We start from the raw sequence: 22259 nt of genomic DNA on the forward strand, positions 1-22259 counted from the left end.
GGGGCCGGCGGTCAGACCGCTGCGGCGCAGGCCTCGCAGGTGCCCTCCACCTCCACCGTGGCCCTGGCAGGGTGGAACCCGGCCGCCCGCGCCGCGGCCGCCACCGCCGCCGCCACGCTGTCGTCCGACAGTTCCGAAGTGCGGCCGCAGTTCCGGCAAATGAGGAACTGGTGGGGATGCTCCTCCCCATGGCCGTGCGCCGAATCGGTGCAGGGAATGAAGGCGTTCAGCCGCTCCACCCGATGGATCAGCCCCTGGGCCATCAGGAAGTCCAGCGCCCGGTACACGGTCGGCGGCGCGGCCCCCGGCCGCTCCGCCCGCAGCCGGTCCAGCAGCGCATAGGCGCCGACGGGCTGTGGCGCCTCCAGCACCATCTCCAGCACCCGCCGCCGCAGCGGCGTCAACTGGGCGCCGCGGCGTAGGCAGGCCGCCTCCGCCTCGCGCAGCGCGCCGGCCGGGTCCGAAGGGGCGTGGTGGTGGTCGTGGTCGCCGTGGGGCATCCGGTCCTCGGGTGCGGCGCGGGTCTTCCGCGCCGGCACGCCCTATATAGGCGCCATGAGCACGCCGCCCAACCGCGCCCCAGAAGGGGCCCCATCGCGCCCCGCCGACCTGCCGGCCTGGAACCCGCCCACGCAGGAGGCCCGCTCCAGCTTCGTCGGGGCCCTCCGGCCCGACTCGAACGGGCTCGTCGCCGCCATCGCGCAGGCGCACGGCACCGGGGAGGTGCTGATGCTCGCCTGGATGAACGCGGAGGCGGTGGAGGAGACGCTTCGGACAGGCCGGGTCACCTACTACAGCCGCTCCCGCAAGGGCTTGTGGCGGAAGGGCGAGACCTCCGGCCAGGTGCAGCACCTGATCGATCTGCGCCTGGACTGCGACGGCGACGCGCTGCTCGCCACCGTCCACCAGGACGGCGTGGCCTGCCACACCGGCCGCCGCTCCTGCTTCTCCTGGGGACTGTCCGGGGAAGAAGTCCGCCCGTTGGAACCCGTCCTGGCCGATCCGGCGGCTCTCTACGGCGGGGCCCGTTGACGCCTTCGTGCGGCAGAGGCTTCCCTTCCAGCCACACGGAAGGAATGCCGCATGCCGCTCACCATGCCGGAGGAACTGATCCTCCTGATGCTCGACGACCGGAGCGGCCGCCTGCATGAAACGGCCGGCCCCGCTTCCGGCTACGCGGTAGCGGGCGCCATCCTGGCGGAGCTGGCGCTACGCAACCGGATCGACACGGACCCGCAGCGCCTCTTCGTGGCCGATGCCGCCCCGACCGGCGATGCGATTCTCGATCCCGTCCTCGCCCGCATCGCCGCCGATCCTGGCCCGAGCGAGGCGGAAGGCAGCGTGCCCCATAACAGCCGCTACTGGATCGAGACGCTGGGGCGCGAGGCCGAAACCTACCGGGAGGCCATTTTCGCGCGCCTTGTCGCCCAAGGCATCCTGCGGGAGGAGCAAGGCCGCTTCCTCTGGATCTTCCCGGAGCGCCGCTACCCCGTGATCTCCGACAAGGAGGAGCGCGAGGTGAAGGCTCGCCTGACGGGGGTGATCTTCAACGACGACATCCCCGAGCCGCGCGATTCGCTCCTCATCGGCCTCTGCCGCGCCGCCGGGCTGCTGCCGCTGATCCTGTCCGAGGAGACGCTCGAGGAGGTCGAGCCCCGGATCCAGCAGGTCGCCAATCTGGAGGAGCTCAGCCGCTCCCTCGGCAACGCCGTGCGCGACATCTTCATCGAGATGGCCCGCTACACGCCGATCATGTAAGGGCTCGCGCCGCCGGTCCGGGCCGCTTATGCAGCCCGCCATGCCGGAGAACCCTCCCCCCCTCCTCTATCTCGTTGCCGGAGAGGCCTCCGGCGACGTGCTGGGTGCCCGCCTGATCGCGGCCCTGCGGGAGTTCCGGCCCGGCCTGGCCATCGCCGGCATCGGCGGCGCCCGCATGGCCGAGCAGGGCGTGGAGAGCCTCTTCCCCATGCGGGAGCTGGCGCTGATGGGGCTGCTGGAGGTGCTGCCCAACCTCCGCAGCCTCGCCCGCCGCATGGATCAGACCGTGGCGGACATCACCGCCCGCCGCCCCGCCGCCCTGGTCACAATCGACAGCCCCGGCTTCGCCCTGCGCCTGGCTAAGCGCGTGAAGCCGCTGGGAATCCCGGTGATCCACTACGTCGCCCCCCAGGTCTGGGCCTGGCGGCAGGGCCGGGTGAAGGAGATGGCGCACCGGCTGGACCGCATCCTCGCCCTGCTGCCCTTCGAGCCGCCCTTTTTCGAGCGTGCCGGCATCCCCGTGACCTTCGTCGGCCACCCCGTGCTGGAGAGCGGCGCGGACAGGGGAGACGCCTCCCGCTTCCGCGCCGCCCACGGGCTGCGGCCGGAGGAGCGCGTGGTGCTGGTCATGCCCGGCAGCCGCCGCACGGAGATCCGCCGCCTCCTGCCCATCTTCGGGGAGGCGCTGCGCCTTCTCTCCGCGCGCGTGCCGGGCCTGCGCCCCGTGGTGCCGCTCGCTGGCCCCGTGGAGGAGGCGGTGCGCGCGGCCGCGGCCGGCTGGACCCCCGGCCCGATCCTGGTGCGCGACGTGGCGGAGAAGCACGACGCCTATGCCGCCGCTTCCGTCGGCCTTATCAAGTCCGGCACCTCCTCGCTGGAGGTGGCGCTGGCGGGCGTGCCGATGGTGGTGGGCTACAAGGTAAACCCGGTCACGGCCGCCATCGTGCGGCGGCTGATCAAGGTGCGCTACGCCAGCATCGTGAACCTGCTGGCGGATGCCCCCGTCATTCCAGAGTACCTCCAGCAGGACTGCCGCCCGGACCGGCTGGCCGCCGGACTCGAAACTCTGCTGGCGAACGGCCCTGAGGCAGCCGCCCAGCGCGAGGGCTTCGCGCGCGTCATGTCGCAACTGGCGGCGCCCGGCGGGGGCAGCCCCAGCGAGGCCGCGGCACGGGCCGTTCTGGACACCACCGGGCTAGCATAGAGAAAGGGCCGCGGCATCGGCCACGGCCCCCTTCCCTGTTTCAGGCCGGATCAGACGCCGGGCATGCGGCCCTTGCCCGTCCCGGTCGTGCCGCCGAGGGTCGCGCCGGCGTTGCGGTCGTCCTCCACCTCCACCTCGGTGTGGCGCACGGTGTCGGAGACGTTCTGCGTGCGCTCCTCTACCTGCTTGCGGATAACCAACTCTTCCTTCACCCGCGCCTCCTTGGAGACCACGGCCTCCTCGGTGTGCTCCACCGCCTCGATCGTGCGCTCGCGGAAGGCGTCATCGGCGGCCGAGAGCGGCAGGTCCACCGGGCGGCGCTCCACCTGAACGCGCTCGTCGCGCAGCGTCACGGACTCGTTCACGGGCGTCTCGACGACGTAGGAGCGGACGCGGACCCGACCGCGATCCATCTCGCGCTTGGAAATGCGGAGCTGCTCCTCCACGACGGGGATGCGCTCCTCCCTCGTGTCCGACGCCCCCATGGCGCCGGCGGCGGAGGTGCCGGCGGCAGTGCCGCCCATGCCCGCCGTGCCCGTGGTCCCGGTCGTCGCCGCACCGGCGACAGGCAGCGGCGTGCCGCCCACGGCCGGCGTGGAGGTGCCGCCCATCATCGCCGCGCCCACGGCGGCGGAGGTGTTCATCGGCACGCCCGTGCCCGCGGAGTCATCGGCCTGGTAGCCGCTCCAGCCGGCGGAACGCCACTCGGCCTCGCGGGAATCCAGGTCCACCGCGCCGTGCTGCTCGAAGACGTCCAGGGCATGGTCCACCAGCCCCTCATCCACCTCGGCGGAGACGACGTAGCCGCCGCGGCGGATGCCCTCGGAATAGGCGTAGCGATCCTCGTCGGGGATGAAGAGGTCACGCAGCGAGGCCCAGAAGCCGCGATCCTCCGCGGTGCCGGTGGCTGTGGCCGTCGTCCCGGCGCCGTGCACGGAGATCTTGGCGGGATTCACGCCGTCGTGCTGGCGCAGGTGCTCGGCCACCGCATCGGCCTCGGCGCGCGTGTCAAACAGACCGGTGATGGTGCGGGTCATGCGTTCTCTCCTTGACGAGTTGGGGACGTTGGAAGCGAGACGGACGCTCAGCGTTCCGCAGGATCGGCTGCGGGTGGGACGCGCTCCACCACGGCGTGCTGCACGCGCCGCGTGGCCGGCCGCTCCACGGTTGTCTCCGTGTCGCTCAGCCGGAGATGGATCTCCTCCCGGAGGACGAGCCGCTTCTCGACGACGAGGACCTCCTCGACGACGGGGATGATGAGGACGTTGCCGTCCTGGCGGACCTTGGGAACTTCCGTCACCGTCCGTCCCACCGGCCGGCGCTCCACCTCGGCCTCGCGCGTGCGGAGCGTCTCCCGCAGCACCTCCTCCACCGTCTCGGTGGAGAGGGAGACGCGGACACGCCCGGTTTCCACGGCGCGCTTCTCGATACGGAGCGCTTCCTCGACGAGGGGAAGCACGGTCTCGGCACTGGCCTCGTCCGTCATGTCACCCTCATCGTGGACCCGGCGCAAAAACGGCCGAGTCGCGGAGGGGTTGCCGGGACCGGGCCGGCCGTTACCTGGCGTGGCGCTTCGGCCGGGCCTTGCGGCGGAGTTCCATGAGGTCCGCCTCCTCCCGCGCCGCGTTGCGCAGCAGCGCCTCCTGGCCCCAGCGGTACTGCGGCGGGCAGAAGGTCCGCACGCCGTACCGGGCCGCCGCCTCCATCGTGAAGGAGGGGTCCACCAGATGCGGCCGCGCCAGCGCCACCAGGTCCGCGCGCCCCGCGGCCAGGATGGTGTTCACCTGGTCCGCGCTGGTGATGCTGCCCACGGCCACGGTGGCCACCTTTGCCTCGTTCCGGATCATGTCGGCATAGGGCACCTGGAACATGCGCCCGTACTGGGGCGCGCTGCGCGCCACCGTCTGGCCGGTGGAAACGTCCAGCAGGTCGCAGCCCTCCTCCGCGAAGGCGCGGGCGATCGCCACCGTGTCCTCATCCGTCACGCCGCCCTCGGCCCAGTCGGTGGCGGAGACGCGCACACTCATCGGCCGGTCGGAGGGCCACACGGCGCGGATGGCGCGGTACACCTCCAGCGGGTAGCGCAGCCGGTTCTCCAGGCTGCCGCCGTACTCGTCCGTGCGGTGGTTCGTCAGCGGGGAGAGGAAGCTGGCCATCAGGTAGCCGTGGGCACAGTGGAACTCCAGCATGTCGAAGCCCGCCCGCGCGCCCCTGCGCGCCGCCGCCACGAAATCCTCACGCACCTTGTCCATCTCCGCGCGGGTGATCTCGCGCGGCACCTGGCTGTTGGGGAAGTAGGGGAGCGCGCTGGCCGAGACGATGGGCCAGGCGCCTTCCTCCAGCGGCTGGTCCATTCCCTCCCACATCAGCTTCGTCGCGCCCTTCTGCCCGGCATGACCGAGTTGCAGGGCGATCTTCCCCGCCCCGTGCGCGTGGCAGAAATCGACGATCCGCTTCCAGGCCGCCTCCTGCTCGTCGTTCCACAGCCCCGTGCAGCCCGGCGTGATCCGCGCCTCGGGCGAGACGCAGGTCATCTCGGTGAAAATCAGCCCCGCCCCACCGGTCGCGCGGGCGCCGTAATGCATGAGGTGCCAGTCATCGGGCATGCCGTCCTTCGCCGAATACTGGCACATGGCGGAGACGACCGTGCGGTTCGGCACGATCATGTCACGCAGCCGGAAGGGCTGGAACATCGGCGGCGCGCCGGCGGCCGGGGAAAGCCCCTCCGCGCGCACTTCCTCCTCGAAAAGCTTCCGGGACTCCTCCACGAATTCCGGCGCGCGCAGCGCCAGGTTGTCCCAGGTGATCGCCTTGGCGCGGGTCATCACCCCGAAGGCGAAGCGTGTCGCGGGCATGTGCCAGAAGCGGTCCACGTGCTCGAACCAGACCAGGGAGACATCGGCCGCGTGCTGGATCTTCTCCACGTCCTCGCGCCGCCCGGTCTCGAAGCGCCGCAGCGCCTCCTCTACCGTCCCGCCCTTCATGAAGGCGCCGTGCAGCGCGATGGCATCCTCCATCGCCAGCTTCGTGCCGGAGCCGATAGAGAAATGCGCCGTCGCCTTGGCATCGCCCAGCAGCACCACATTCCCCTTGGACCAGCGCTTGCAGCGCATCATCGGGAACTGCCGCCACATGGAGCGGTTGGTGATCAGCTTGTGGCCCTGCAGCTCCTCGGCGAAGACCTCCTCAAGGAAGGCCGCGCTCTCCGCCTCGCTCTTGCCCTCAAGCCCGGCGCGCTCGAAGGTTTCCGGGTCCGTCTCCAGAACCCAGGTGCTCGCCCCCGCCTCGTACTGGTAGCAGTGGGCGATGAAGATGCCCTCGGGTCGTTCCTTGAAGAAGAACGTGAAGGCGTCGAAGGGCCGGGTGCTGCCCATCCAGGTGAAGCGGTTCGGCCGCAGGTCCACCGAGGGCTCGAAATGCGCGAGGTCGCTGTTCCGCACGGCGCTGTTGATGCCGTCCGCCGCCACGATCAGGTCCGCGTCCGGGAAGTCGGCCGGCGTCACGTCGCGCTGGAACTCCAGCTCCACCCCAAGCTCCCGCGCGCGCTGTTGCAGCAGCAAGAGGAGGGTGCGCCGGGAGCAGCCGCAGAACCCGTTGCCGCCGATCCGGTGCACCGCGCCCTTGGCGTGAATCTCGATGTCGTCCCAGTATGCGAAGGCGTCGCGGATGGCCTCGTAGGAGGGGCGGTCGGCCTTCTCAAAGGTGTCCAGGGTCTGGTCGCTGAACACCACGCCGAAGCCGAAGGTGTCGTCGGCCCGGTTGCGCTCCACCACCGTGACCCGCGCATCCGGCCGGTCCCGCTTCATCAGGATCGCGAAGTAGAGCCCAGCCGGTCCGCCGCCGATGATCGCGATCCGCATGGAAGGCCTCCTGGATACCCGAACCCCAGATAGTTTAGGCTTCAAGCAACGGGGCTTTCAACACGCTTGCGGGCCGACCGGAAAACATTTTAGGCTTCAAGCATCATGGACGGCATCACCGGTCGGCACGCGATGGTCACGGGGGGCGGCACGGGCATTGGCCTGGCCGTTGCGGCCGCCCTGACGACCGCCGGCGCCCGCGTCACGGTCCTCGGCCGGCGCGATGCGCCCTTGCGGGCCGCCGTCGCGGCCGGGAAGGCGGCTGGCTTCGAGGTGGCGGACGTAACGGCGGAAGGCGCCATGGCCGCCGCCGTTGCCCGCGTCGGCACCCCCGCCATCCTCGTCAACGCCGCCGGCGCCGCCGAGAGCGCGCCTTTCCTGAAGACCGATGACGCGCTCTGGGAGCGGATGCTGCGGGTGAACCTGCTCGGCGCCGTCTCCTCCACCCGCGCCGCCCTGCCCGGGATGCTCGCCGGGGGCCGGGGCCGGGTGGTGAACATCGCCTCCACCGCCGCCATGCGCGGATATCCATACGTCTCCGCCTATGTCGCTTCCAAGCATGCGGTCCTCGGCCTCACCCGCGCCCTGGCGCTCGAAGTGGCCACCAAAGGGGTGACGGTGAACGCCGTCTGCCCCGGCTTCACTGAGACCGACATCGTGGCGGAGAGCGTCGCCCGGATCGTCGCGAAGACCGGCCGCAGCGAGGCTGAGGCACGCGCGGAACTGGCGAAGCACAATCCCCAGGGCCGCCTGGTGCAGCCGGAGGAGGTGGCCGCCGCCGTGCTCTTCCTGTGCAGCGATGCCGCAAGCGCCGTGAACGGCCGCGCCCTGGCCGTGGATGGGGGCGAGGTGCCGTGAGCCTGCACATCGACGCCGAGACCGCGCTGGATCATGCCCCCGCCGGCCACAAGGACGACCTCCGCCTCTGGCTCCGCATGCTCTCCTGCGCGCGGCTGATCGAGGCCGAGATCCGCCGCCGGCTTCGCACCAACTTCGACACCACCCTCCCCCGCTTCGACTTCCTCGCCCAGTTGGAGCGCGCCGAGGACGGCCTGACCCCCGGCGAGATCAGCCGTCGCATGATGGTCACGGGCGGCAACGTCACTGGCCTCGCCGCGCGGCTGGAGGAAGAAGGGCTGATCGAGCGCCGCGTGGTGGAGCAGGACCGCCGCGCCGTCACCCTGCGCCTGACGCCCCAGGGCCGCCGCGAATTCGCCCGACAGACCGAGGCTCATGAGGACTGGGTGGCCGAACTGCTCGGTGGCCTTTCCGCCACGGATCGCGCCGCGCTGCTGCGCCTGCTGGACCGTACCCGCCGCGGCGTGCGCGCCGCCATCTCGGAGGCAGGCGCATGAGCCTGAAAGATTTCAACGCCCGGCACGTGCGGCTGACGGTGGAGGGTAAGGTCGCCTCCATCCTGCTGGACCGTCCGGAGCGGAAGAACCCGCTGACCTTCGAATCCTACGCCGAGCTCGTCCGCCTCTTCCGCGAGGCGGTGCAGGACGAGACGGTCGGCGCCTTCGTCATCTCCGGCGCGGGAGGCAACTTCTGCTCCGGCGGCGACGTGCACGAGATCATCGGCCCGCTGCTGGACCGCGACACCAAGGGCCTGATGCAATTCACGGCCATGACAGGCGACCTGGTGAAAGCCATGCGCGCCTGCCCGCAGCCGATCCTCTCCGCCGTGGACGGCATCGCGGCCGGGGCCGGCGCCATCATCGCCATGGCCTCCGACATCCGGATCGCTACCCCGCGCGCTAAGGTGGCCTTCCTCTTCAACCGCGTCGGGTTGGCCGGCTGCGACATGGGCGCCTGCGCGATCCTGCCCCGCATCATCGGCCAGGGCCGCGCTTCCGATCTTCTCTACACCGGCCGCTCCATGAGCACCCAGGAGGGCCTGGACTGGGGCTTCTTCTCCCGCGTCGTGGAGCCGGATGCGTTGATGGAGACGGCCGCCGGCCTTGCCAACCAGATCACGGAGGGCCCCGGCTTCGCCAACGCCATGACGAAGCGGATGCTCGCCATGGAGTGGTCCATGTCCGTGGAGCAGGCGATCGAGGCCGAGGCCGTCGCCCAGGCCCTCTGCATGACGACCAAAGACTTCCGCCGCGCCTACGAGGCCTTCGCCGCCAAGCGCCGCCCGGTGTTCGAGGGCGACTGATGGCCGACCGCGACTTCCTCTCCTGGCCCTTCCTCGCACCCCGCCACAAGGACTGGGCGGCGGAGGTGGAAGCCTGGGCCGCCGCCAACGCCGAGCGCCTCTCCGAAGGCGAGACGGACGAGGCCTGCCGCAACCTCGCCCGCGCCATGGGCGAGGCCGGGCTGCTCCGCATGGCCGTGCCGGAGAGCGGAAAGTTGGACGTCCGCGCCCTCTGCATCGCGCGTGAGACGCTGGCCCGCTATTCCGGCCTGGCCGACTTCGCCTTCGCCATGCAGGGCCTGGGCACGGGATCCGTCACCCTCTTCGGCGGCGATGAGCTGAAGGCGCGCTATCTCCCAGCCGCCCGATCCGGCACGGCCCTGGCCGCCTTCGCCCTCAGCGAGCCCGAGGCCGGGTCCGACGTGGCGGCGCTGGCTACCACTGCGCGCCGCGATGGTGATGATTGGGTCATCGACGGCAGCAAGACCTGGATCAGCAACGGCGGCATCGCCGCCACCTACGTCGTCTTCGCCCGCAGCGGGGAGGCGGCGGGCGCCAAAGGCCTCACAGCCTTCCTCGTCCCCGCCGACACGCCCGGGCTGACAATCGCGGAGCGCATCGAGGTCTCGGCCCCCCACCCGCTCGCCACTCTGCGTTTCGAGGGGATGCGCGTGCCGGACAGCCACCGCCTCGGCGCGCCCGGCGACGGCTTCAAGGTCGCCATGGCCACGCTGGACGTGTTCCGCGCCACCGTCGGCGCCGCCGCCCTCGGCTTCGCCCGCCACGCCCTGGACCTGACGGTGGAGCGCGCCACGAACCGCCAGCTCTTCGGCGGCCCGCTCTTCGACCAGCAGGTGACCCAGGCCGCCATCGCCGAGAGCGCCGTGGACGTGGAGACCTCCGCCCTCCTCGTCTATCGCGCCGCCTGGCTCAAGGATTCCGGCACGCCCCGCGTCTCGCGAGAGGCGTCCATGGCCAAGCTTCACGCGACGGAGGCCGCGCAGCGCGTGGCCGATCGCTGCGTGCAAATACACGGGGGGCACGGCGTCGTCCGCGACCACCCCGCAGAAAAGCTCTACCGGGAGGTTCGCGCGCTGCGCGTCTATGAGGGCGCCAGCGAAGTGCAGCGGATCATCATCGCCCGCGCCGAGCGCGCGCGGTCCGAGGAGACGTCTCCATGCAAGCCGAAGAACTGACGGCCGAATTTTCCGGCAGCACGCCGGACTTCGCCCCCAGCGCGCACATCGACACCTTTCCGCGGGACAACCTGCCCCCGCGCCATCTCTGGCCCGAACTCACTTTCGAGATGGACGACTACAAGTACCCGCACCGCCTGAACTGCGCCGTGGAGTTCCTGGACCGCAACGTGGAGTACGGGCGCGGCGACCACATCGCCGTCATCTCCCCGGAGGAGACTCTCACCTACTCCCAGCTGCTGGACCGGGTGAACCGCATCTGCAACGTGTTGGTCCGGGACCTCGGCATGGTGCCGGGCAACCGCGTCATGCTGCGCAGCGCCAACAACAACTGGATGGTCGCCACCTACTTCGCCGTGCTGAAGGCCGGCGGCGTGGTCGTCGCCACCATGCCCCTTCTCCGCTCGAAGGAGCTGGGCCAGATGCTGGAGAAGGCGCGGATCACCCACGCCCTCTGCGACGTCAAGCTGCGCGACGAGATGGAGAAGGCCGCCGCCGAGACGGACGGGCTGCGCCACCTCGTCTACTGGGGCAACGGCGACCTCGAGGCCCGCTGCGCCGCCGCCTCCCCGGACTTCGCGGCCTGCGATACGGCGGCGGACGATGTCTGCCTCATCAGCTTCACCTCCGGCACGACGGGCAAGCCGAAGGGAACGATGCACTTCCATCGGGACATGCTGATCATCTGCGACGGCTACGCCCGCCACGTCCTCCGCGCCGAGCCGTCGGACCGCTTCATCGGCTCCGCCCCGCTCGCCTTCACCTTCGGCCTTGGCGGCCTCGCCCTCTTTCCCTTCCGCATCGGCGCCACCGGCATCGTGCTGGAGAAGGCCGGACCGGACGAGCTGCTGCACGCAATCGAGAAGTACAGGGCCACAGTCTGCTTCACCGCGCCCACCGCCTACCGCGTCATGGCGCAGAAGGCGGAGGGCTTTGACCTCTCCTCCCTCCGCAAATGCGTCTCCGCCGGGGAGACCCTGCCCAAGGCCATCTTCGACGCCTGGGAGGAGGCGACCGGCCTACGCCTGATGGACGGCATCGGCGGCACGGAGATGCTGCACATCTACCTCGCCGCGCCGGAGGAGACGCTGCGCCCGGGCTACACGGGCATTCCCGTTCCCGGCTACCAGGCCAAGGTGATCGACAACGACGGCAACGAGGTCCCGCGCGGCACGGTGGGCTGGCTTGCCGTGCGCGGCCCGATCGGCTGCCGCTACCTCGATGACCCCCGGCAGACGGATTACGTGCGCCACGGCTGGAACATCCCGGGCGACGTGTACATCCAGGAGGAGGACGGCTTCTTCCGCTACCAGGGCCGCGGCGACGACATGATCGTGGCGGCCGGCTACAACATCGCGGGCCCCGAGGTGGAAGGCGCCCTCCTCACCCATCCCGCGGTGCGGGAATGCGGCGTGGTGGCCGCGCCTGACGGCAAGGGCGGGCAGATCGTCAAGGCCTATGTCGCCCTGAAGCCCGACTACCTGCCGAGCGACGCGCTGGCCAAGGCCCTGCAGGACCACGTGAAGGCCGAGATCGCGCCCTTCAAGTACCCGCGCGTTGTCGAGTTCCTGGAGGCCATGCCCCGCACCGAATCCGGCAAGCTCCAGCGCTTCGCCCTCAGGAAGTTGGCCGCCGGATGAGCCGCCCCCAGCCGATCCCGGCCTCCGCCTTGCCCGAAGCCGCGTTCCGCGCGCCCTTTCGCATCCGCTTCGGGGATTGCGACCCGGCCGGAATCCTTTTCTTCCCGAACTGGTTCGTCATGGCCAACGCGGCCATGGAGGACCTGTTCCGCCAACGCCTGGGGATCGACTTCCACGAGATGCACGCGGGCCGCGGCGTCGGCACGGGTTTCGTGCACGCCGCCGGCACCTTCATGCGCCCCGGCACGATGGGGGACGAGGTTCTGCTGACGCCCATCATCCGCCGCGTCGGCAACGCCTCCTACGCCATCGACCTGCACATCCATCGCGGGGAGGAGGAGCTGGCCCGGCTGGACCTCGTCACCGCCACCACCCAACTCGCCACCCGCACCAGCACGCCCGTGCCCCCGGACCTGCGCGCCGCCCTGCTGCGCTACCAGGCCGAGTGCGGCCCCGTGGCAGGGCAGGAGATCCCGGCATGAGCGGCCCGCTCCAGAACCTCCAGCCCCCCGGCTGGCCCGCCCCGAAGGGCTACTCCAACGGCATGACCGGCCGCGGCAGGGTGGTGCTGGTCGGTGGCCAGGTCGGCTGGGACGAGGCCGGCCGCTTCGCCGAGGGCTTCGTCGCCCAGACCGAACAGGCACTGCGCAACATCCTCGCCGTGCTGAAGGAGGCGGGCGCCGGCCCGGAGCATATCGGCCGCCTCACTTGGTACGTGGTGGACATGGGCGAGTACCGGGGCTGCCTCCCGGATCTCGGGCGTGCCTACCGCGCTGTGATGGGCCGCAACTTCCCGGCCATGGCGCTGGTGCAGGTGGTGGCCCTGGCCGAGCCCGAAGCCCGGCTCGAAATCGAGGCGACGGCGATCATTCCGGACTGAAACGCTTCGGGGCAGAGAAACCGGTGCGGCAGCGCGCCCGCTCGGTTAACCTTCTCTCCATGTCTCGGTCCCATGGAGCGGTCTCGGTGCCCCAAGGTCTCCTTTTCGACACGCCGGATCGCTACGGCCTGGTCAGCCGCGCGCTGCACTGGGGCATGGCGGCCCTCTTCGCCTGGCAGTTCGCGGGAATGGGGATCAAGCTGGCGCTCGGCCGGCATCCCATCTCCTCCTTCTTCGTCGGCACGCATTACGGCGTGGGGACGCTGCTTTTCGTGCTCGTCCTCCTGCGGGGCGCATGGGGCCTGTTCAGCGCGCGGCACCGCCCGCCGCACCGGCCCGGCCCTCTCGGCTGGGCCGCCCGGCTCGGCCATCTGGCGATCTACGCGCTGATGATCGTCGTCCCCAGCCTCGCCCTCCTGCGGCATTACGGCTCCGGCCGCGCCTTCGCTCCCTTCGGCATCCCCCTCTGGGATGCGCGGGAGACGAAGATCCCCTCCCTGGTGGATGCGGGGAACGCCGCGCATGGCGAGCTGGCCTGGTTCCTCCTCGCCGTGGTGGCCGGGCACGTGGCGATGGTCCTGGTTCACCGCTTCGCTCTGGGGCACGATGTTCTTCCGCGCATGGCCGGCCGGCTGCGCGCGCCGCAGTCCGCCCCGGCGCCGCTGCCCGTCCCTAGCGCGACGGGCGCGGCGGCCGCCCCGCGCTGACCTCATCACTGGCCGGATCGCCCTCCGGCCGCGCCGAACCGCCCACCGGTCGCGGCCCGGGCAGCTCCCGCTCCGCCGCGCAGGAGCAGACCAGGCCCCCGTCCCCGAGCCGGTTCGGCACGGTCGGCTCTCCGCAATGCGGGCATTCGCGGATGGGTTCCATGGGCACCTCCGGCTTTCCGCCCATCTGGTGCCGCACCGCGCACTGAAAAGCCCGGCCCCGCCTTGAACGGGCCCGCCCCCGGTGCGAATGTCCGCCCGCCGCCGGGGGGGCCCCTCCCGGCCCATGGTTCTACGACCGGCGGGCCCGGCCCGCCCCTGACCGCACGAGGATCGGAATGGCCAAGATCAAGGTGAAGACCCCAGTCGTCGAGATGGACGGGGATGAGATGACCCGGATCATCTGGGGCTTCATCAAGGAGAAGCTGATCCTTCCCTACCTCGACGTTGACCTGAAGTACTACGACCTCGGCATCCAGTACCGCGACCAGACCGACGATCAGGTCACGGTGGACGCCGCCAACGCCACCAAGCAGTACGGCGTGGCCGTGAAGTGCGCGACCATCACGCCGGACGAGGCCCGCGTGAAGGAGTTCGGCCTGAAGAAGATGTGGAAGTCCCCCAACGGGACCATCCGCAACATCCTGGACGGCACGATCTTCCGCGAGCCGATCATCTGCCAGAACGTGCCCCGCCTGGTGCCGCACTGGTCCAAGCCGATCGTCGTCGGCCGCCACGCCTATGGCGACATCTACCGCTCCGTCGAGATGAAGGTCCCGGGCGCCGGCACGGTCAAGATGACCTACATCCCTGAGGGCGGCGAGCCGCAGGAGATTGGCGAGTTCCCGATGCCCGCCACCGGCGGCGTCGCGATGATGATCCACAACCTGAACAAGTCGATCGAGGGCTTCGCCCGCGCCAGCTTCAACTACGGCCTGGCCCGCAACTTCTCGGTCTACTTCAGCCACAAGAACACGATCCTCAAGGCCTATGACGGGTCCTTCAAGGACATCTTCCGCAAGATCTACGACGAGGAGTTCAAGGCCGAGTTCGAGAAGCGCGGCCTGACCTACGAGGACCGCCTGATCGACGACATGGTCGCCTCCGCCCTGAAGTGGGAAGGCGGCTACATCTGGGCCTGCAAGAACTACGATGGCGACGTGCAGTCCGACATCGTGGCCCAGGGCTTCGGCTCCCTCGGCCTGATGACCTCCGTCCTGCTCTCCCCGGATGGCCACACGGTCGAGTCCGAGGCGGCGCACGGCACGGTCACGCGCCACTACCGCGAGCACCAGAAGGGCCGCGAGACCTCCACCAACCCGATCGCGTCCATCTTCGCCTGGACGCGCGGCCTGGCCTACCGCGGCAAGTTCGACGACACCCCCGACGTGGTGGAGTTCGCGAACGCGCTGGAGAAGGTCTGCGTGGAGACCGTCGAGAGCGGGCACATGACGAAGGACCTCGCCATCCTCATCGGCAAGGACCAGCCCTGGCTCAACACCCAGGCCTTCCTCGACAAGCTGGACGAGAACCTGAAGAAGGCGCGCGGCTGATCCTAGCGCGCACGCATTGACCTGGCAGGGGCGGGCGCCGAGAGGCCCCGCCCCTTCCTCTTTTCAGGCAGGCCATCCCATGCCCGGCTTCCTCACCCCGCTCGATCTGCTGGCGCTCGCGATTTTCGCACTCTGCTGGATCGGCTACGCCACCGTGGTGGACCGCGTGCCCTCCATCCACCGCCGCAGCGTCATCCACGCGATGAACGAGCACCGGCGCCGCTGGCTGGTCGCCGCCGTGCCGAAGGAGAACCGGATCGCCGACGTGGGCATCGTCGGCAACCTCATGTCCTCCACCTCCTTCCTCGCCAATACCTGCATCTTCATCATCGGCGGCGCCATGGCGCTGCTCGCCTCGCCGGAGGTCGGCCAGCGCGTCCTCGGCGCCGTCCCCTTTGCGCAGACGCCAACCGAGGGCGGGTGGGAGGCGCGGGTCCTCCTCATCCTCATCATCTTCGTGCGCGCCTTCTTCGAGCTGACCTGGGCGCTGCGCCAGTTCAACTACGGCTCCATCCTCATCGGCGGGCTCGGCCGCACCCCCGCCGCCATCCCCGCCGCCGAGATCGCGGCGGAGGTGGTGAACCGCGCCGCCCGCCACTTCAACACGGGCCTGCGCGCCTATTATTTCGGTCTGGCGGTGCTGGCCTGGATGGTCCACCCCTTCGCCTTCATCCTCGCCTCGCTCTGGGTGGTGTACGAGCTGCACCGGCGAGAGTTCCGCTCCGCCGTCCAGGCCGCCCTCATCGCCGCGGGCTGATCCGGCGCGTTAGAGACGCGCAGGATGGGAGGAAAGGAATGACTTATCTGGTCCTCGGATGGCTTCTGCCGGAGGAGGAGCGCGGCCCGCTCCTCGCCCTCGTCCCGCCCCGCTACCCTCGCGTGGTGGCCCACCACGTCACCCTGAAGCCCGGCGTGCGGCGGGATCATCCCCTGCCGGGGGAGACCGCCGGCCGCGTCGTCGGCGTGGCCGATGACAGCAAGGGCGTGCAGGCCCTGGTAGTGGAGATCGGCGGCAGCACCCGCCGCCCGGACGGCTCGACCTGGCACGTCACCTGGTCCCTCGGCCCCGGCCGGAAGCCAGTGGAGAGCAACGACGTGATCCGGCAGCACCGCTGGACGCCGCTGGACCACCCGCGCGAGATCCGCCTTCAGCCCGCAGTCTTTGACACGACCCAGTAGGACGGTTCAGCCCGCGCCCGGGCCCTCCCCGGTGAAGCCCAGCTTCCGCAACGCCGCGATGGAGCGTTCCGCCGAGACGTGGTGGACGAAGATCCCGCCCTTCGCCTCCCAGCCCTCGCGGGCCGAGGCGCGGTCATCCACCAGCACATGCCCCGGCCCCGACCAGCGCGGCTTCTCGCGGCTCATGCAGGTTATCACCGGCACGTGCGCGCCGAGCATCCTCGCCACCCATTGCTTCTTCTGCGCGGGCGCCCAGGATCCCAGCGGCAGGCCCGTCAGGATCGTCGGCCGGTGCGGCTCGCAGAAGCGCCACAGCACCGCCGCGTCGTGCATGAACTCCAGCGTGTCGAAGAAGGCCGGCGCCTTGGCGAGCGCGCCCCACATCTTCTTCAACGGCAGCTCCTCCGGCCGGCGGCCGGTCACGGTCTTCACGCCCCGGTCGAAATCCGCCAGCACGCCGTCCAGGTCGAGGAAGAGCGTGTGCGCGCTCATGCCGCCGCGTGCTGCTCCCGAAGCTTCAGGAACTTCAGCATCGGCCACTCCTCCTCCGCCCGGTTCCGCCGCCAGTCGGAGGTGAAGAAGGCCACCAGCGCCCCGTCATGGTCCTCCGCCGTGTCGTGCGGCGCGGATTGCCGGAACTTCTCCATCGCCGCCTTATCGTCGGAGGCAACCCAGCGCATCATCCCCCAGGGCGTGCTCTCGTAGCGGCTGGGCACGGAGTACTCGGCCTTCAGCCGCTCCGCCAAAACGTCCAGCTGCAGCGCGCCCACCACGCCAACCACCGGCGGCGTGCCGTCCAGCGGGCGGAACAGCTGCACCACGCCCTCCTCGGCCAGCTGCTCCAGCGCGGTGCGGAGCTTCTTGCCGACCATCGCGTCCTCAATCATCACGCGGCGCAGGATTTCCGGCGCGAAGCTCGGCACACCCCGGAAGTTCAAGGCCTCGCCCTCGGTCAGCGTGTCGCCGATCCGCAGGATGCCATGGTTGGCGATCCCCACCACGTCGCCCGGCCAGGCCTCCTGCGCCACCTGCCGGTCCTGGGCGAAAAAGAAGAGCGGCGCGTTGACCGGCACCTGCTTTCCCGTGCGGGTCTGGCGCAGCCGCATCCCCTTCTCCAGCCGGCCGGAGCAGATGCGGAGAAAGGCCACGCGGTCCCGATGGTTCGGGTCCATGTTCGCCTGGATCTTGAAGACGAAGCCCGTCAGCGCCGGCTCCTCCGGCTGCACGCGCCGCGTATCCGCCGGCCGCGCGCCGGGCTGCGGCGCGAAGCGCGCCAGCCCTTCCAGCAGGTGCCCGATCCCGAAATCCCGCAGCGCCGAACCGAAATAGACCGGCGTCATCGTGCCCTGCCGGAACGCCTCGATATCGAAAGTCGGGAATGCGGAGGCCAGCTCTGCCCCCTCGCGCAGCGCCTCCACCTCGGCAGCCGGCACCATCTCGTCGATCTTCGGATCATCCAGGCCGGAAAGCTTCACCGCCCCCGATCCCTCGGCGAGCAGGTGCAGCGCCGGCTCCAGCATGTCGTAGGTGCCGAGGAAGCCGCGCCCCGCCCCCACGGGCCAAGCCGCCGGCGTCACATCCAGCGCCAGCGTCTTCTCGATCTCGTCCAGAAGCTCGAAGACGTCCCGGCTCTCGCGATCCATCTTGTTGATGAAGGTGATGATCGGGATGTCCCGCAGGCGGCACACCTCGAACAGCTTGCGGGTCTGCGCCTCGATGCCCTTGGCCGCGTCGATCACCATCACGGCCGCGTCCACCGCCGTCAGCGTCCGGTAGGTGTCCTCGGAGAAGTCCTCGTGGCCCGGCGTGTCCAGCAGGTTGAACACCACCCCGTCCCGCTCGAAGGTCATGACGGAGGTGGCCACGGAGATCCCGCGGTCCTGCTCGATCTTCATCCAGTCCGACCGGGTGCGGCGCCGGTCGCCCTTGGCGCGCACCTGCCCGGCCAGCTGGATGGCGCCGCCGCGCAGCAGCAGCTTCTCCGTCAGCGTGGTCTTGCCGGCGTCCGGGTGGGCGATGATGGCGAAGGCGCGCCGCCGCGCGGCCTCCATCGCCACTTGGTTCTGGGCCTCAGGCGGGCGGTTGTGGCCAATCCCGGCGGTCTCGGGGGCGATCTGATCCATGCGCCGTATCTGGCGGCGTTGCGCCCCCGGCGCAACAACCGATGGGGCGCGTCAGCCGTGCCGGCGCCGCAGCGCATCCAGCGCCACGGTCATCACCGCCCCGAACAGGATCACCGCTGCCACCGGGCGGGGCGTCCCGTTCGCGAAATGCCCGACGGCCACGCTCCCCAGCGCCGCCACGGCGAATTGAAGCGTCCCCAGCAGGGCGGAGGCGGTGCCGGCCCTCTGCCCGTGCCGCGCCAGCCCGCCCACGGCCGAGTTGGGCATGATCATGCTGCCCGATGCCAGCATGGCGAAAACGGGAAAGAAGAAGCCCCAGATGCCGCCCCAGCCCGTCCAGGCCAGCACCGCGAGCGTGCTGGTGGCGGCCAGCAGCGCCAGGGAGCCCGCCGTGAGTACCCTGCTCGGCCCGAAGCGCCCAACTAGCCAGGGGTTCAACTGCGCCCCGCCGATGAAGCCCACCGCGCCCACGCCGAACAGGATGGCGAAGCGCCCCGGTTCCATCTGGAAATGCTCGATGTAAACGGCCGGGGCCCCGCTGATGTAGGCGAACATGGCGAACATCACCGCCGCCCCCATCAAGGCGTGGGTCAGGAAGACGGGCTCGACCAGCACCCGCCCGTAGTTCCGCATCAGCGCACCGAATCCTAGCCGGAGCCGCCGCTCCGGCGGCAGAGTGTCCGGCAGCAGCCACCAGACCAGCAGCCCGGACAGGGCGCCGTAGCACGCCATCACCCAGAAGATGGCGCGCCAGTCCGCCACCCCCAGCAGGGCCCCGCCCAGCGAGGGCGCGAGGATCGGCGCCGCCCCCATGACGAGGATGAGGCGCGACATGATCCGCGCCGCCTCCAGCCCCGTCACCTTGTCCCGCACCACCGCCCGCGGGATCACGGAACTGGCAGATGCCCCGAAAGCCTCCAGGAACCGGAAGGCCGCCAGCCAGCCCATGCTCGGCGCCAGGGCGCATCCGATGGTGGCGAGGGTGTAGACGACGCTCCCGGCCAGTAACGGCCCGCGCCGCCCGAAGCGGTCGGACAGGGTGCCCTGCGTCACCTGCCCGACCGCGAGACCCACGAACCAGGTCGCCAGGGTCAGCTGCGCGCCACCCTGCCCGGTGCCGAACTCCGCTTCCATGGCGGGGAAGCCCGGCAGGTACATGTCGGTGGAGATCGGGTTGATGGCTGTCAGGAAGCCGAGCAGCAGGGGAAGCCAGGGCGGCATGGGAGCTTTCGAGGTTGCGCGTCGCTGAGACCGGCCCTTGCTGCGCCGCAGCAGAGGGATTGGGAAGCCTATTTCGTGCGGATCACCTGCCAGAAGGCACTTGCGAACGATTATCATTCCAGGCAGCCTGGGCGGACCACTTGCCGGGAGACTTCCCCATGGCCACTCGCGGACTGCCCAGCTGGCCCCTCGCGGACGCCGCCCCCGAAGACCTGCCGCCCGCCGAGGCCCTGCTGCTGGACGCCATCCGTGGCTGGGTTGAGGCAACCCGGACGGGAGGTTCCCCCCTCGCCGCCCTGCGGCTCCCGCTCGCGACCGAGAGCCTGGCCGACGCCGCCCCGCTGCTAGACGCGCTGCTGCGCGCCCTCGCCTGCCCGGGCGCCATGGGCTGCCGCCTGTGCCCTCGCCTGACCCCGGCAGAAGGCTCGCTCCTCATGGGGCTCGGCCTCGCCCAGCGGGCGACGCGGCGGGAGGCCCTGGCCGTCCTCCTCCGCCTCGCCCCGCCCGCTTCCGCCTACGCCGCCCTCGGCCCGGCGCTCGCCCTGGGGCTCGTCCTCCGGCGCGGGGGAATGCTCCTCTCCCACCCGCTCCGCGCCACCTCGTGAAAAAGGCCGGGGAGTCTCCTCCCCGGCCCCATCGATCGGCGTACGGCGATCCGCCCTACCAGCGGCGGGACTGCCCGCAGTCCAGGTGGACGAAGCCGTCGCGCCGGTAGAGCCCGACGCCGCCCAGCCCCAGCGAGGCCGCGAGCCGCGCCATGCCGTAGGAATCCCGCCCGGGCAGCCGCATGTCCCCGGCCATGCCGGACATGTGGAGGGAGACGGTGGAGACCCGCCCCGTGAGGCGCGAGTTCGTCTCCGGCGTGCGATAGCCGCTGATGACCTGGAAGGCGTCGGTGGCCTCCATCTTCGCCGCGACCGCGTTCATCACGTCGAAAAGGCGCGGGTCCATCGGCGTCACCTCCTCGCGGTTGATGTCACGGAACACCCAGTCGAGCTTCCGCAGCGCCTCGGTCACGTAGCGCCCGTCCTGGAAATAAACGCCGGTGAAGCCATCCCCGGTATAGGCGCGCTGCACGCTGATGCGCCGCGTCCCGCGCGCCACCTGCGCCTCCGCCCCGCCCGGCACGGCGGCGCAGGCCAGCAGCCCAGCCCCGGCGGCGATCAGGTTGCGCCGCCCCAGCCGCCGGTCCTCGCAGCATGGGCATTCCGGCGCGTGCGGCCGGCGGCCGTTCCAGGCGGCGCGCACCGCGCCGATCACCCGGGCGCTCACCGCGCCGCCCCCGCGGTGGCGACCCGCAGCCCGCCCCGGTCCATCTCCCACGCATAGGCGGCGTCCAGCCCGTAGATGTCCGGTCGCACCTTCACGCGCGGGCCCTCCGTCGTCACCGTGGTGTAGTGCAGCCGCACGGGCAGCGGGCGCCGCAGGCCCACGGACTGCGTCTGCTTGCTGTCATAGGTGCGCTGCGCGCGCGCCATGTCCCAGCCCATCCCCTCGAGCACGAGGAGAAGAAGGTCATCGGGCAGCGAGAGCCGGATGCAGCCCGAGGAGAAGGCCCGGTCCGGCCGGCCGAACGGCCGGCGGTCGGGCGTGTCGTGCAGGTAGATATCGTCGGAATTGGGCATGATGAACTTGATCCGGCCAAGGGCGTTTTCGTCCCCGGCGTCCTGACGGATGAGGTAGGGAAAACGGCCCGGCCGAACGGCGGACCAGTCCACGGTGGCGGGATCGACCTCCACGCGCTCCCCGCCCACCACGCTGTAGAGGCGGAAGCCCTTGGCGGCCATTCCCGCCGGGTCGCGGCGGAAGCGGGGCAGAAGGTCCTCGCGCGCATTGCGCTCGGGCACGCCCCACGTGGGGTTGAACTGCACCGTCGTCAGCCGGGCGCGCATGGTCGGCGTGGCCCGCGCCGGCTTGCCGACGACGACGTTCATCCGCATCAGCACCCGATCGCCCTCCTGCACCAGCAGGACGTAATCGGGGATGTTCACCTCGATGCGCCGCTCGTCGCCGGGCTTCAGGGCGTTGCGCCTGAGGTCCAGCGCCACCCGGACCTGCGCCGCGCGGGCCGAGGCCGGGCGGTTCAGCAGCCCCAGGCTAGCGGCGCCCACTCGCCCGTCCGCCTCCAGCCCGTTCGCGGCCTGCCACCGCCGCACCGCGGCCTCCAGCGGCGCGTCGTAGGTGGCCCCGCCGTCACGAGCGGCCGCCAGCACCGGGTCCTCGGCCTTCAGCCGGGCCCGCAGGGCCGGTACGCGCGCCGCGTCCGTCATGCCGGGGTCCAGCGTGCCCTCGCCGGCGGGGATCGTCGCCCAGCCGCCAGCGGCGACGAGCCCGTTCGCCTTCGCCAGCTCGGACCGCAGCGCGGCCGCACCCTCCGGCAGGTTCGCCGCGCGGTCGATCAGCCCCGCCGGCTCAGGCAACCCGACCAGCTCCGCCTGCCAGCGGGAGAAGTCCGTCGCCGGGTCGCGCAGGATGTCGGCCCGCCCTGCCGGCTGCCGGACCCGGCCGAGCACGAGATCGCCGAGCGCGGCATTGGCCGCCTGGTACACCGCCGCGTGGAAGGTCGCGGGCTCCGAGCTGCCGAGGGCGTCCGGCGGCACCGCATAACCTGCGGGATCCAGCCCGTCCTGCCCCAGCTTCCGCAGCCGGGACGCCAGGCGGAACACGGAATCCCAGCTCTGCGGCCCTGGCCCCGCCGGCTCGGCGGCTCCTCCCTGCGACCGCGCCATGGCAGGAAGCAGGCCGGCCGAGAGGCCGGAAAGCACGTCGCGTCTTCGCATGCGCGGACGCATACCTCC

At 70.9% G+C, this 22259-nt stretch carries 24 protein-coding genes; 15 read left to right on the top strand and 9 right to left on the bottom strand.

The genetic code is table 11. The features are described from left to right. Positions 1 to 11: 11 nt before the first annotated feature. Positions 12 to 500 carry a Fur family transcriptional regulator gene (locus NRP21_RS08525; protein WP_257715752.1) on the bottom strand — a complete coding sequence of 163 codons (489 nt, stop codon included), beginning with the start codon at positions 498 to 500 and terminating at the stop codon, positions 12 to 14. Between the two features lie 55 nt (positions 501 to 555). On the opposite strand from NRP21_RS08525, the gene hisI reads away from it, so the two are divergent. The 3 genes from hisI to lpxB are packed head-to-tail and all read left to right on the top strand — an operon-like array spanning position 556 to position 2962. Further along, complete coding sequence (gene hisI / locus NRP21_RS08530) at positions 556 to 1032, top strand: phosphoribosyl-AMP cyclohydrolase (RefSeq protein ID WP_257715753.1); 477 nt, start codon at positions 556 to 558, stop codon at positions 1030 to 1032. Positions 1033 to 1083: 51 nt separating this feature from the next. Further along, the gene (locus NRP21_RS08535) at positions 1084 to 1758 is read left to right on the top strand and encodes a GOLPH3/VPS74 family protein (protein WP_257715754.1); all 675 of its coding nucleotides are present in this window, start codon (positions 1084 to 1086) and stop codon (positions 1756 to 1758) included. Between the two features lie 40 nt (positions 1759 to 1798). After that, the gene (gene lpxB, locus NRP21_RS08540; protein ID WP_257715755.1) at positions 1799 to 2962 is read left to right on the top strand and encodes a lipid-A-disaccharide synthase; all 1164 of its coding nucleotides are present in this window, start codon (positions 1799 to 1801) and stop codon (positions 2960 to 2962) included. A gap of 50 nt (positions 2963 to 3012) precedes the next feature. Here the strand turns inward: lpxB and NRP21_RS08545 are convergent, their stop codons facing one another. From NRP21_RS08545 to NRP21_RS08555, 3 genes are all read right to left on the bottom strand, one after another. Continuing rightward, the gene (locus NRP21_RS08545) at positions 3013 to 3999 is read right to left on the bottom strand and encodes a YsnF/AvaK domain-containing protein (protein WP_257715756.1); all 987 of its coding nucleotides are present in this window, start codon (positions 3997 to 3999) and stop codon (positions 3013 to 3015) included. Between the two features lie 47 nt (positions 4000 to 4046). Continuing rightward, on the bottom strand, positions 4047 to 4448 hold the full coding sequence (locus tag NRP21_RS08550; RefSeq protein WP_257715757.1) for a YsnF/AvaK domain-containing protein: 402 nt from the start codon (positions 4446 to 4448) through the stop codon (positions 4047 to 4049). Between the two features lie 70 nt (positions 4449 to 4518). Further along, entirely contained in the window at positions 4519 to 6822 is a 2304-nt protein-coding gene (locus tag NRP21_RS08555; protein WP_257715758.1) for a bifunctional salicylyl-CoA 5-hydroxylase/oxidoreductase, read from the bottom strand. Between the two features lie 105 nt (positions 6823 to 6927). Between NRP21_RS08555 and NRP21_RS08560 the strand changes: the two genes are divergently transcribed. From NRP21_RS08560 to NRP21_RS08610, 11 genes are all read left to right on the top strand, one after another. Continuing rightward, positions 6928 to 7680 (top strand): SDR family NAD(P)-dependent oxidoreductase, encoded by a 753-nt coding sequence (locus tag NRP21_RS08560; protein WP_257715759.1) that lies wholly within the window; start codon positions 6928 to 6930, stop codon positions 7678 to 7680. Then, positions 7677 to 8177 (top strand): MarR family winged helix-turn-helix transcriptional regulator, encoded by a 501-nt coding sequence (locus tag NRP21_RS08565; protein WP_257715760.1) that lies wholly within the window; start codon positions 7677 to 7679, stop codon positions 8175 to 8177. The genes NRP21_RS08560 and NRP21_RS08565 overlap by 4 nt, the downstream gene beginning before the upstream one ends. Further along, on the top strand, positions 8174 to 8983 hold the full coding sequence (locus tag NRP21_RS08570; RefSeq protein ID WP_257715761.1) for an enoyl-CoA hydratase family protein: 810 nt from the start codon (positions 8174 to 8176) through the stop codon (positions 8981 to 8983). Before NRP21_RS08565 ends, NRP21_RS08570 begins: the two co-directional genes overlap by 4 nt. Continuing rightward, a complete protein-coding gene (locus NRP21_RS08575; RefSeq protein ID WP_257715762.1) occupies positions 8983 to 10158 on the top strand; it encodes an acyl-CoA dehydrogenase family protein in 1176 nt (391 codons plus the stop codon). The genes NRP21_RS08570 and NRP21_RS08575 overlap by 1 nt, the downstream gene beginning before the upstream one ends. After that, positions 10140 to 11798 (top strand): AMP-binding protein, encoded by a 1659-nt coding sequence (locus NRP21_RS08580; protein ID WP_257715763.1) that lies wholly within the window; start codon positions 10140 to 10142, stop codon positions 11796 to 11798. Before NRP21_RS08575 ends, NRP21_RS08580 begins: the two co-directional genes overlap by 19 nt. Further along, positions 11795 to 12280 (top strand): acyl-CoA thioesterase, encoded by a 486-nt coding sequence (locus NRP21_RS08585; protein WP_257715764.1) that lies wholly within the window; start codon positions 11795 to 11797, stop codon positions 12278 to 12280. Before NRP21_RS08580 ends, NRP21_RS08585 begins: the two co-directional genes overlap by 4 nt. Next, complete coding sequence (locus NRP21_RS08590) at positions 12277 to 12678, top strand: RidA family protein (protein ID WP_257715765.1); 402 nt, start codon at positions 12277 to 12279, stop codon at positions 12676 to 12678. The genes NRP21_RS08585 and NRP21_RS08590 overlap by 4 nt, the downstream gene beginning before the upstream one ends. Positions 12679 to 12764: 86 nt before the next feature. Continuing rightward, complete coding sequence (locus NRP21_RS08595) at positions 12765 to 13385, top strand: cytochrome b (protein WP_257715766.1); 621 nt, start codon at positions 12765 to 12767, stop codon at positions 13383 to 13385. 338 nt (positions 13386 to 13723) lie between these two features. Then, on the top strand, positions 13724 to 14938 hold the full coding sequence (locus NRP21_RS08600; protein WP_257715767.1) for an NADP-dependent isocitrate dehydrogenase: 1215 nt from the start codon (positions 13724 to 13726) through the stop codon (positions 14936 to 14938). 79 nt (positions 14939 to 15017) lie between these two features. Then, positions 15018 to 15695, top strand: a complete 678-nt coding sequence (locus tag NRP21_RS08605; RefSeq protein WP_257715768.1) for a DUF599 domain-containing protein — start codon at positions 15018 to 15020, stop codon at positions 15693 to 15695. A 38-nt stretch (positions 15696 to 15733) separates the two neighbouring features. Beyond that, positions 15734 to 16117, top strand: a complete 384-nt coding sequence (locus tag NRP21_RS08610) for a hypothetical protein (RefSeq protein ID WP_257715769.1) — start codon at positions 15734 to 15736, stop codon at positions 16115 to 16117. 6 nt (positions 16118 to 16123) lie between these two features. On the opposite strand, the gene NRP21_RS08615 is transcribed toward NRP21_RS08610, so the two are convergent. The 3 genes from NRP21_RS08615 to NRP21_RS08625 are packed head-to-tail and all read right to left on the bottom strand — an operon-like array spanning position 16124 to position 19461. Next, positions 16124 to 16609: a hypothetical protein gene (locus tag NRP21_RS08615; protein ID WP_257715770.1), complete on the bottom strand. Its 486-nt coding sequence runs from the start codon at positions 16607 to 16609 to the stop codon at positions 16124 to 16126. Further along, positions 16606 to 18240 carry a peptide chain release factor 3 gene (locus tag NRP21_RS08620; protein ID WP_408639613.1) on the bottom strand — a complete coding sequence of 545 codons (1635 nt, stop codon included), beginning with the start codon at positions 18238 to 18240 and terminating at the stop codon, positions 16606 to 16608. Before NRP21_RS08620 ends, NRP21_RS08615 begins: the two co-directional genes overlap by 4 nt. Positions 18241 to 18291: 51 nt before the next feature. Next, a complete protein-coding gene (locus NRP21_RS08625; protein WP_257715771.1) occupies positions 18292 to 19461 on the bottom strand; it encodes a multidrug effflux MFS transporter in 1170 nt (389 codons plus the stop codon). 158 nt (positions 19462 to 19619) lie between these two features. Between NRP21_RS08625 and NRP21_RS08630 the strand changes: the two genes are divergently transcribed. Next, the gene (locus NRP21_RS08630; protein ID WP_257715772.1) at positions 19620 to 20066 is read left to right on the top strand and encodes a hypothetical protein; all 447 of its coding nucleotides are present in this window, start codon (positions 19620 to 19622) and stop codon (positions 20064 to 20066) included. A gap of 55 nt (positions 20067 to 20121) precedes the next feature. Here NRP21_RS08630 and NRP21_RS08635 read toward each other — a convergent pair whose 3' ends face one another. Both NRP21_RS08635 and NRP21_RS08640 read right to left on the bottom strand, forming a co-directional pair. Further along, entirely contained in the window at positions 20122 to 20733 is a 612-nt protein-coding gene (locus tag NRP21_RS08635; protein ID WP_257715773.1) for a YcbK family protein, read from the bottom strand. Continuing rightward, complete coding sequence (locus tag NRP21_RS08640) at positions 20730 to 22241, bottom strand: L,D-transpeptidase family protein (protein WP_257715774.1); 1512 nt, start codon at positions 22239 to 22241, stop codon at positions 20730 to 20732. The genes NRP21_RS08635 and NRP21_RS08640 overlap by 4 nt, the downstream gene beginning before the upstream one ends. Positions 22242 to 22259: the final 18 nt, after the last annotated feature.

This window comes from Roseomonas populi, assembly GCF_024594815.1.
Classification (GTDB): Bacteria; Pseudomonadota; Alphaproteobacteria; order Acetobacterales; family Acetobacteraceae; genus Roseomonas; species Roseomonas populi.

What these genes read in the sequence shown, in the direction of transcription:
- NRP21_RS08525 (WP_257715752.1), bottom strand. Translation starts at nt 500, where the DNA reads ATGCCCCACGGCGACCACGACCACCACCACGCCCCTTCGGACCCGGCC.
- hisI (WP_257715753.1), top strand. Translation starts at nt 556, where the DNA reads ATGAGCACGCCGCCCAACCGCGCCCCAGAAGGGGCCCCATCGCGCCCC.
- NRP21_RS08535 (WP_257715754.1), top strand. Translation starts at nt 1,084, where the DNA reads ATGCCGCTCACCATGCCGGAGGAACTGATCCTCCTGATGCTCGACGAC.
- lpxB (WP_257715755.1), top strand. Translation starts at nt 1,799, where the DNA reads ATGCCGGAGAACCCTCCCCCCCTCCTCTATCTCGTTGCCGGAGAGGCC.
- NRP21_RS08545 (WP_257715756.1), bottom strand. Translation starts at nt 3,999, where the DNA reads ATGACCCGCACCATCACCGGTCTGTTTGACACGCGCGCCGAGGCCGAT.
- NRP21_RS08550 (WP_257715757.1), bottom strand. Translation starts at nt 4,448, where the DNA reads ATGACGGACGAGGCCAGTGCCGAGACCGTGCTTCCCCTCGTCGAGGAA.
- NRP21_RS08555 (WP_257715758.1), bottom strand. Translation starts at nt 6,822, where the DNA reads ATGCGGATCGCGATCATCGGCGGCGGACCGGCTGGGCTCTACTTCGCG.
- NRP21_RS08560 (WP_257715759.1), top strand. Translation starts at nt 6,928, where the DNA reads ATGGACGGCATCACCGGTCGGCACGCGATGGTCACGGGGGGCGGCACG.
- NRP21_RS08570 (WP_257715761.1), top strand. Translation starts at nt 8,174, where the DNA reads ATGAGCCTGAAAGATTTCAACGCCCGGCACGTGCGGCTGACGGTGGAG.
- NRP21_RS08575 (WP_257715762.1), top strand. Translation starts at nt 8,983, where the DNA reads ATGGCCGACCGCGACTTCCTCTCCTGGCCCTTCCTCGCACCCCGCCAC.
- NRP21_RS08580 (WP_257715763.1), top strand. Translation starts at nt 10,140, where the DNA reads ATGCAAGCCGAAGAACTGACGGCCGAATTTTCCGGCAGCACGCCGGAC.
- NRP21_RS08585 (WP_257715764.1), top strand. Translation starts at nt 11,795, where the DNA reads ATGAGCCGCCCCCAGCCGATCCCGGCCTCCGCCTTGCCCGAAGCCGCG.
- NRP21_RS08590 (WP_257715765.1), top strand. Translation starts at nt 12,277, where the DNA reads ATGAGCGGCCCGCTCCAGAACCTCCAGCCCCCCGGCTGGCCCGCCCCG.
- NRP21_RS08600 (WP_257715767.1), top strand. Translation starts at nt 13,724, where the DNA reads ATGGCCAAGATCAAGGTGAAGACCCCAGTCGTCGAGATGGACGGGGAT.
- NRP21_RS08605 (WP_257715768.1), top strand. Translation starts at nt 15,018, where the DNA reads ATGCCCGGCTTCCTCACCCCGCTCGATCTGCTGGCGCTCGCGATTTTC.
- NRP21_RS08610 (WP_257715769.1), top strand. Translation starts at nt 15,734, where the DNA reads ATGACTTATCTGGTCCTCGGATGGCTTCTGCCGGAGGAGGAGCGCGGC.
- NRP21_RS08615 (WP_257715770.1), bottom strand. Translation starts at nt 16,609, where the DNA reads ATGAGCGCGCACACGCTCTTCCTCGACCTGGACGGCGTGCTGGCGGAT.
- NRP21_RS08620 (WP_408639613.1), bottom strand. Translation starts at nt 18,240, where the DNA reads ATGGATCAGATCGCCCCCGAGACCGCCGGGATTGGCCACAACCGCCCG.
- NRP21_RS08625 (WP_257715771.1), bottom strand. Translation starts at nt 19,461, where the DNA reads ATGCCGCCCTGGCTTCCCCTGCTGCTCGGCTTCCTGACAGCCATCAAC.
- NRP21_RS08630 (WP_257715772.1), top strand. Translation starts at nt 19,620, where the DNA reads ATGGCCACTCGCGGACTGCCCAGCTGGCCCCTCGCGGACGCCGCCCCC.
- NRP21_RS08640 (WP_257715774.1), bottom strand. Translation starts at nt 22,241, where the DNA reads ATGCGAAGACGCGACGTGCTTTCCGGCCTCTCGGCCGGCCTGCTTCCT.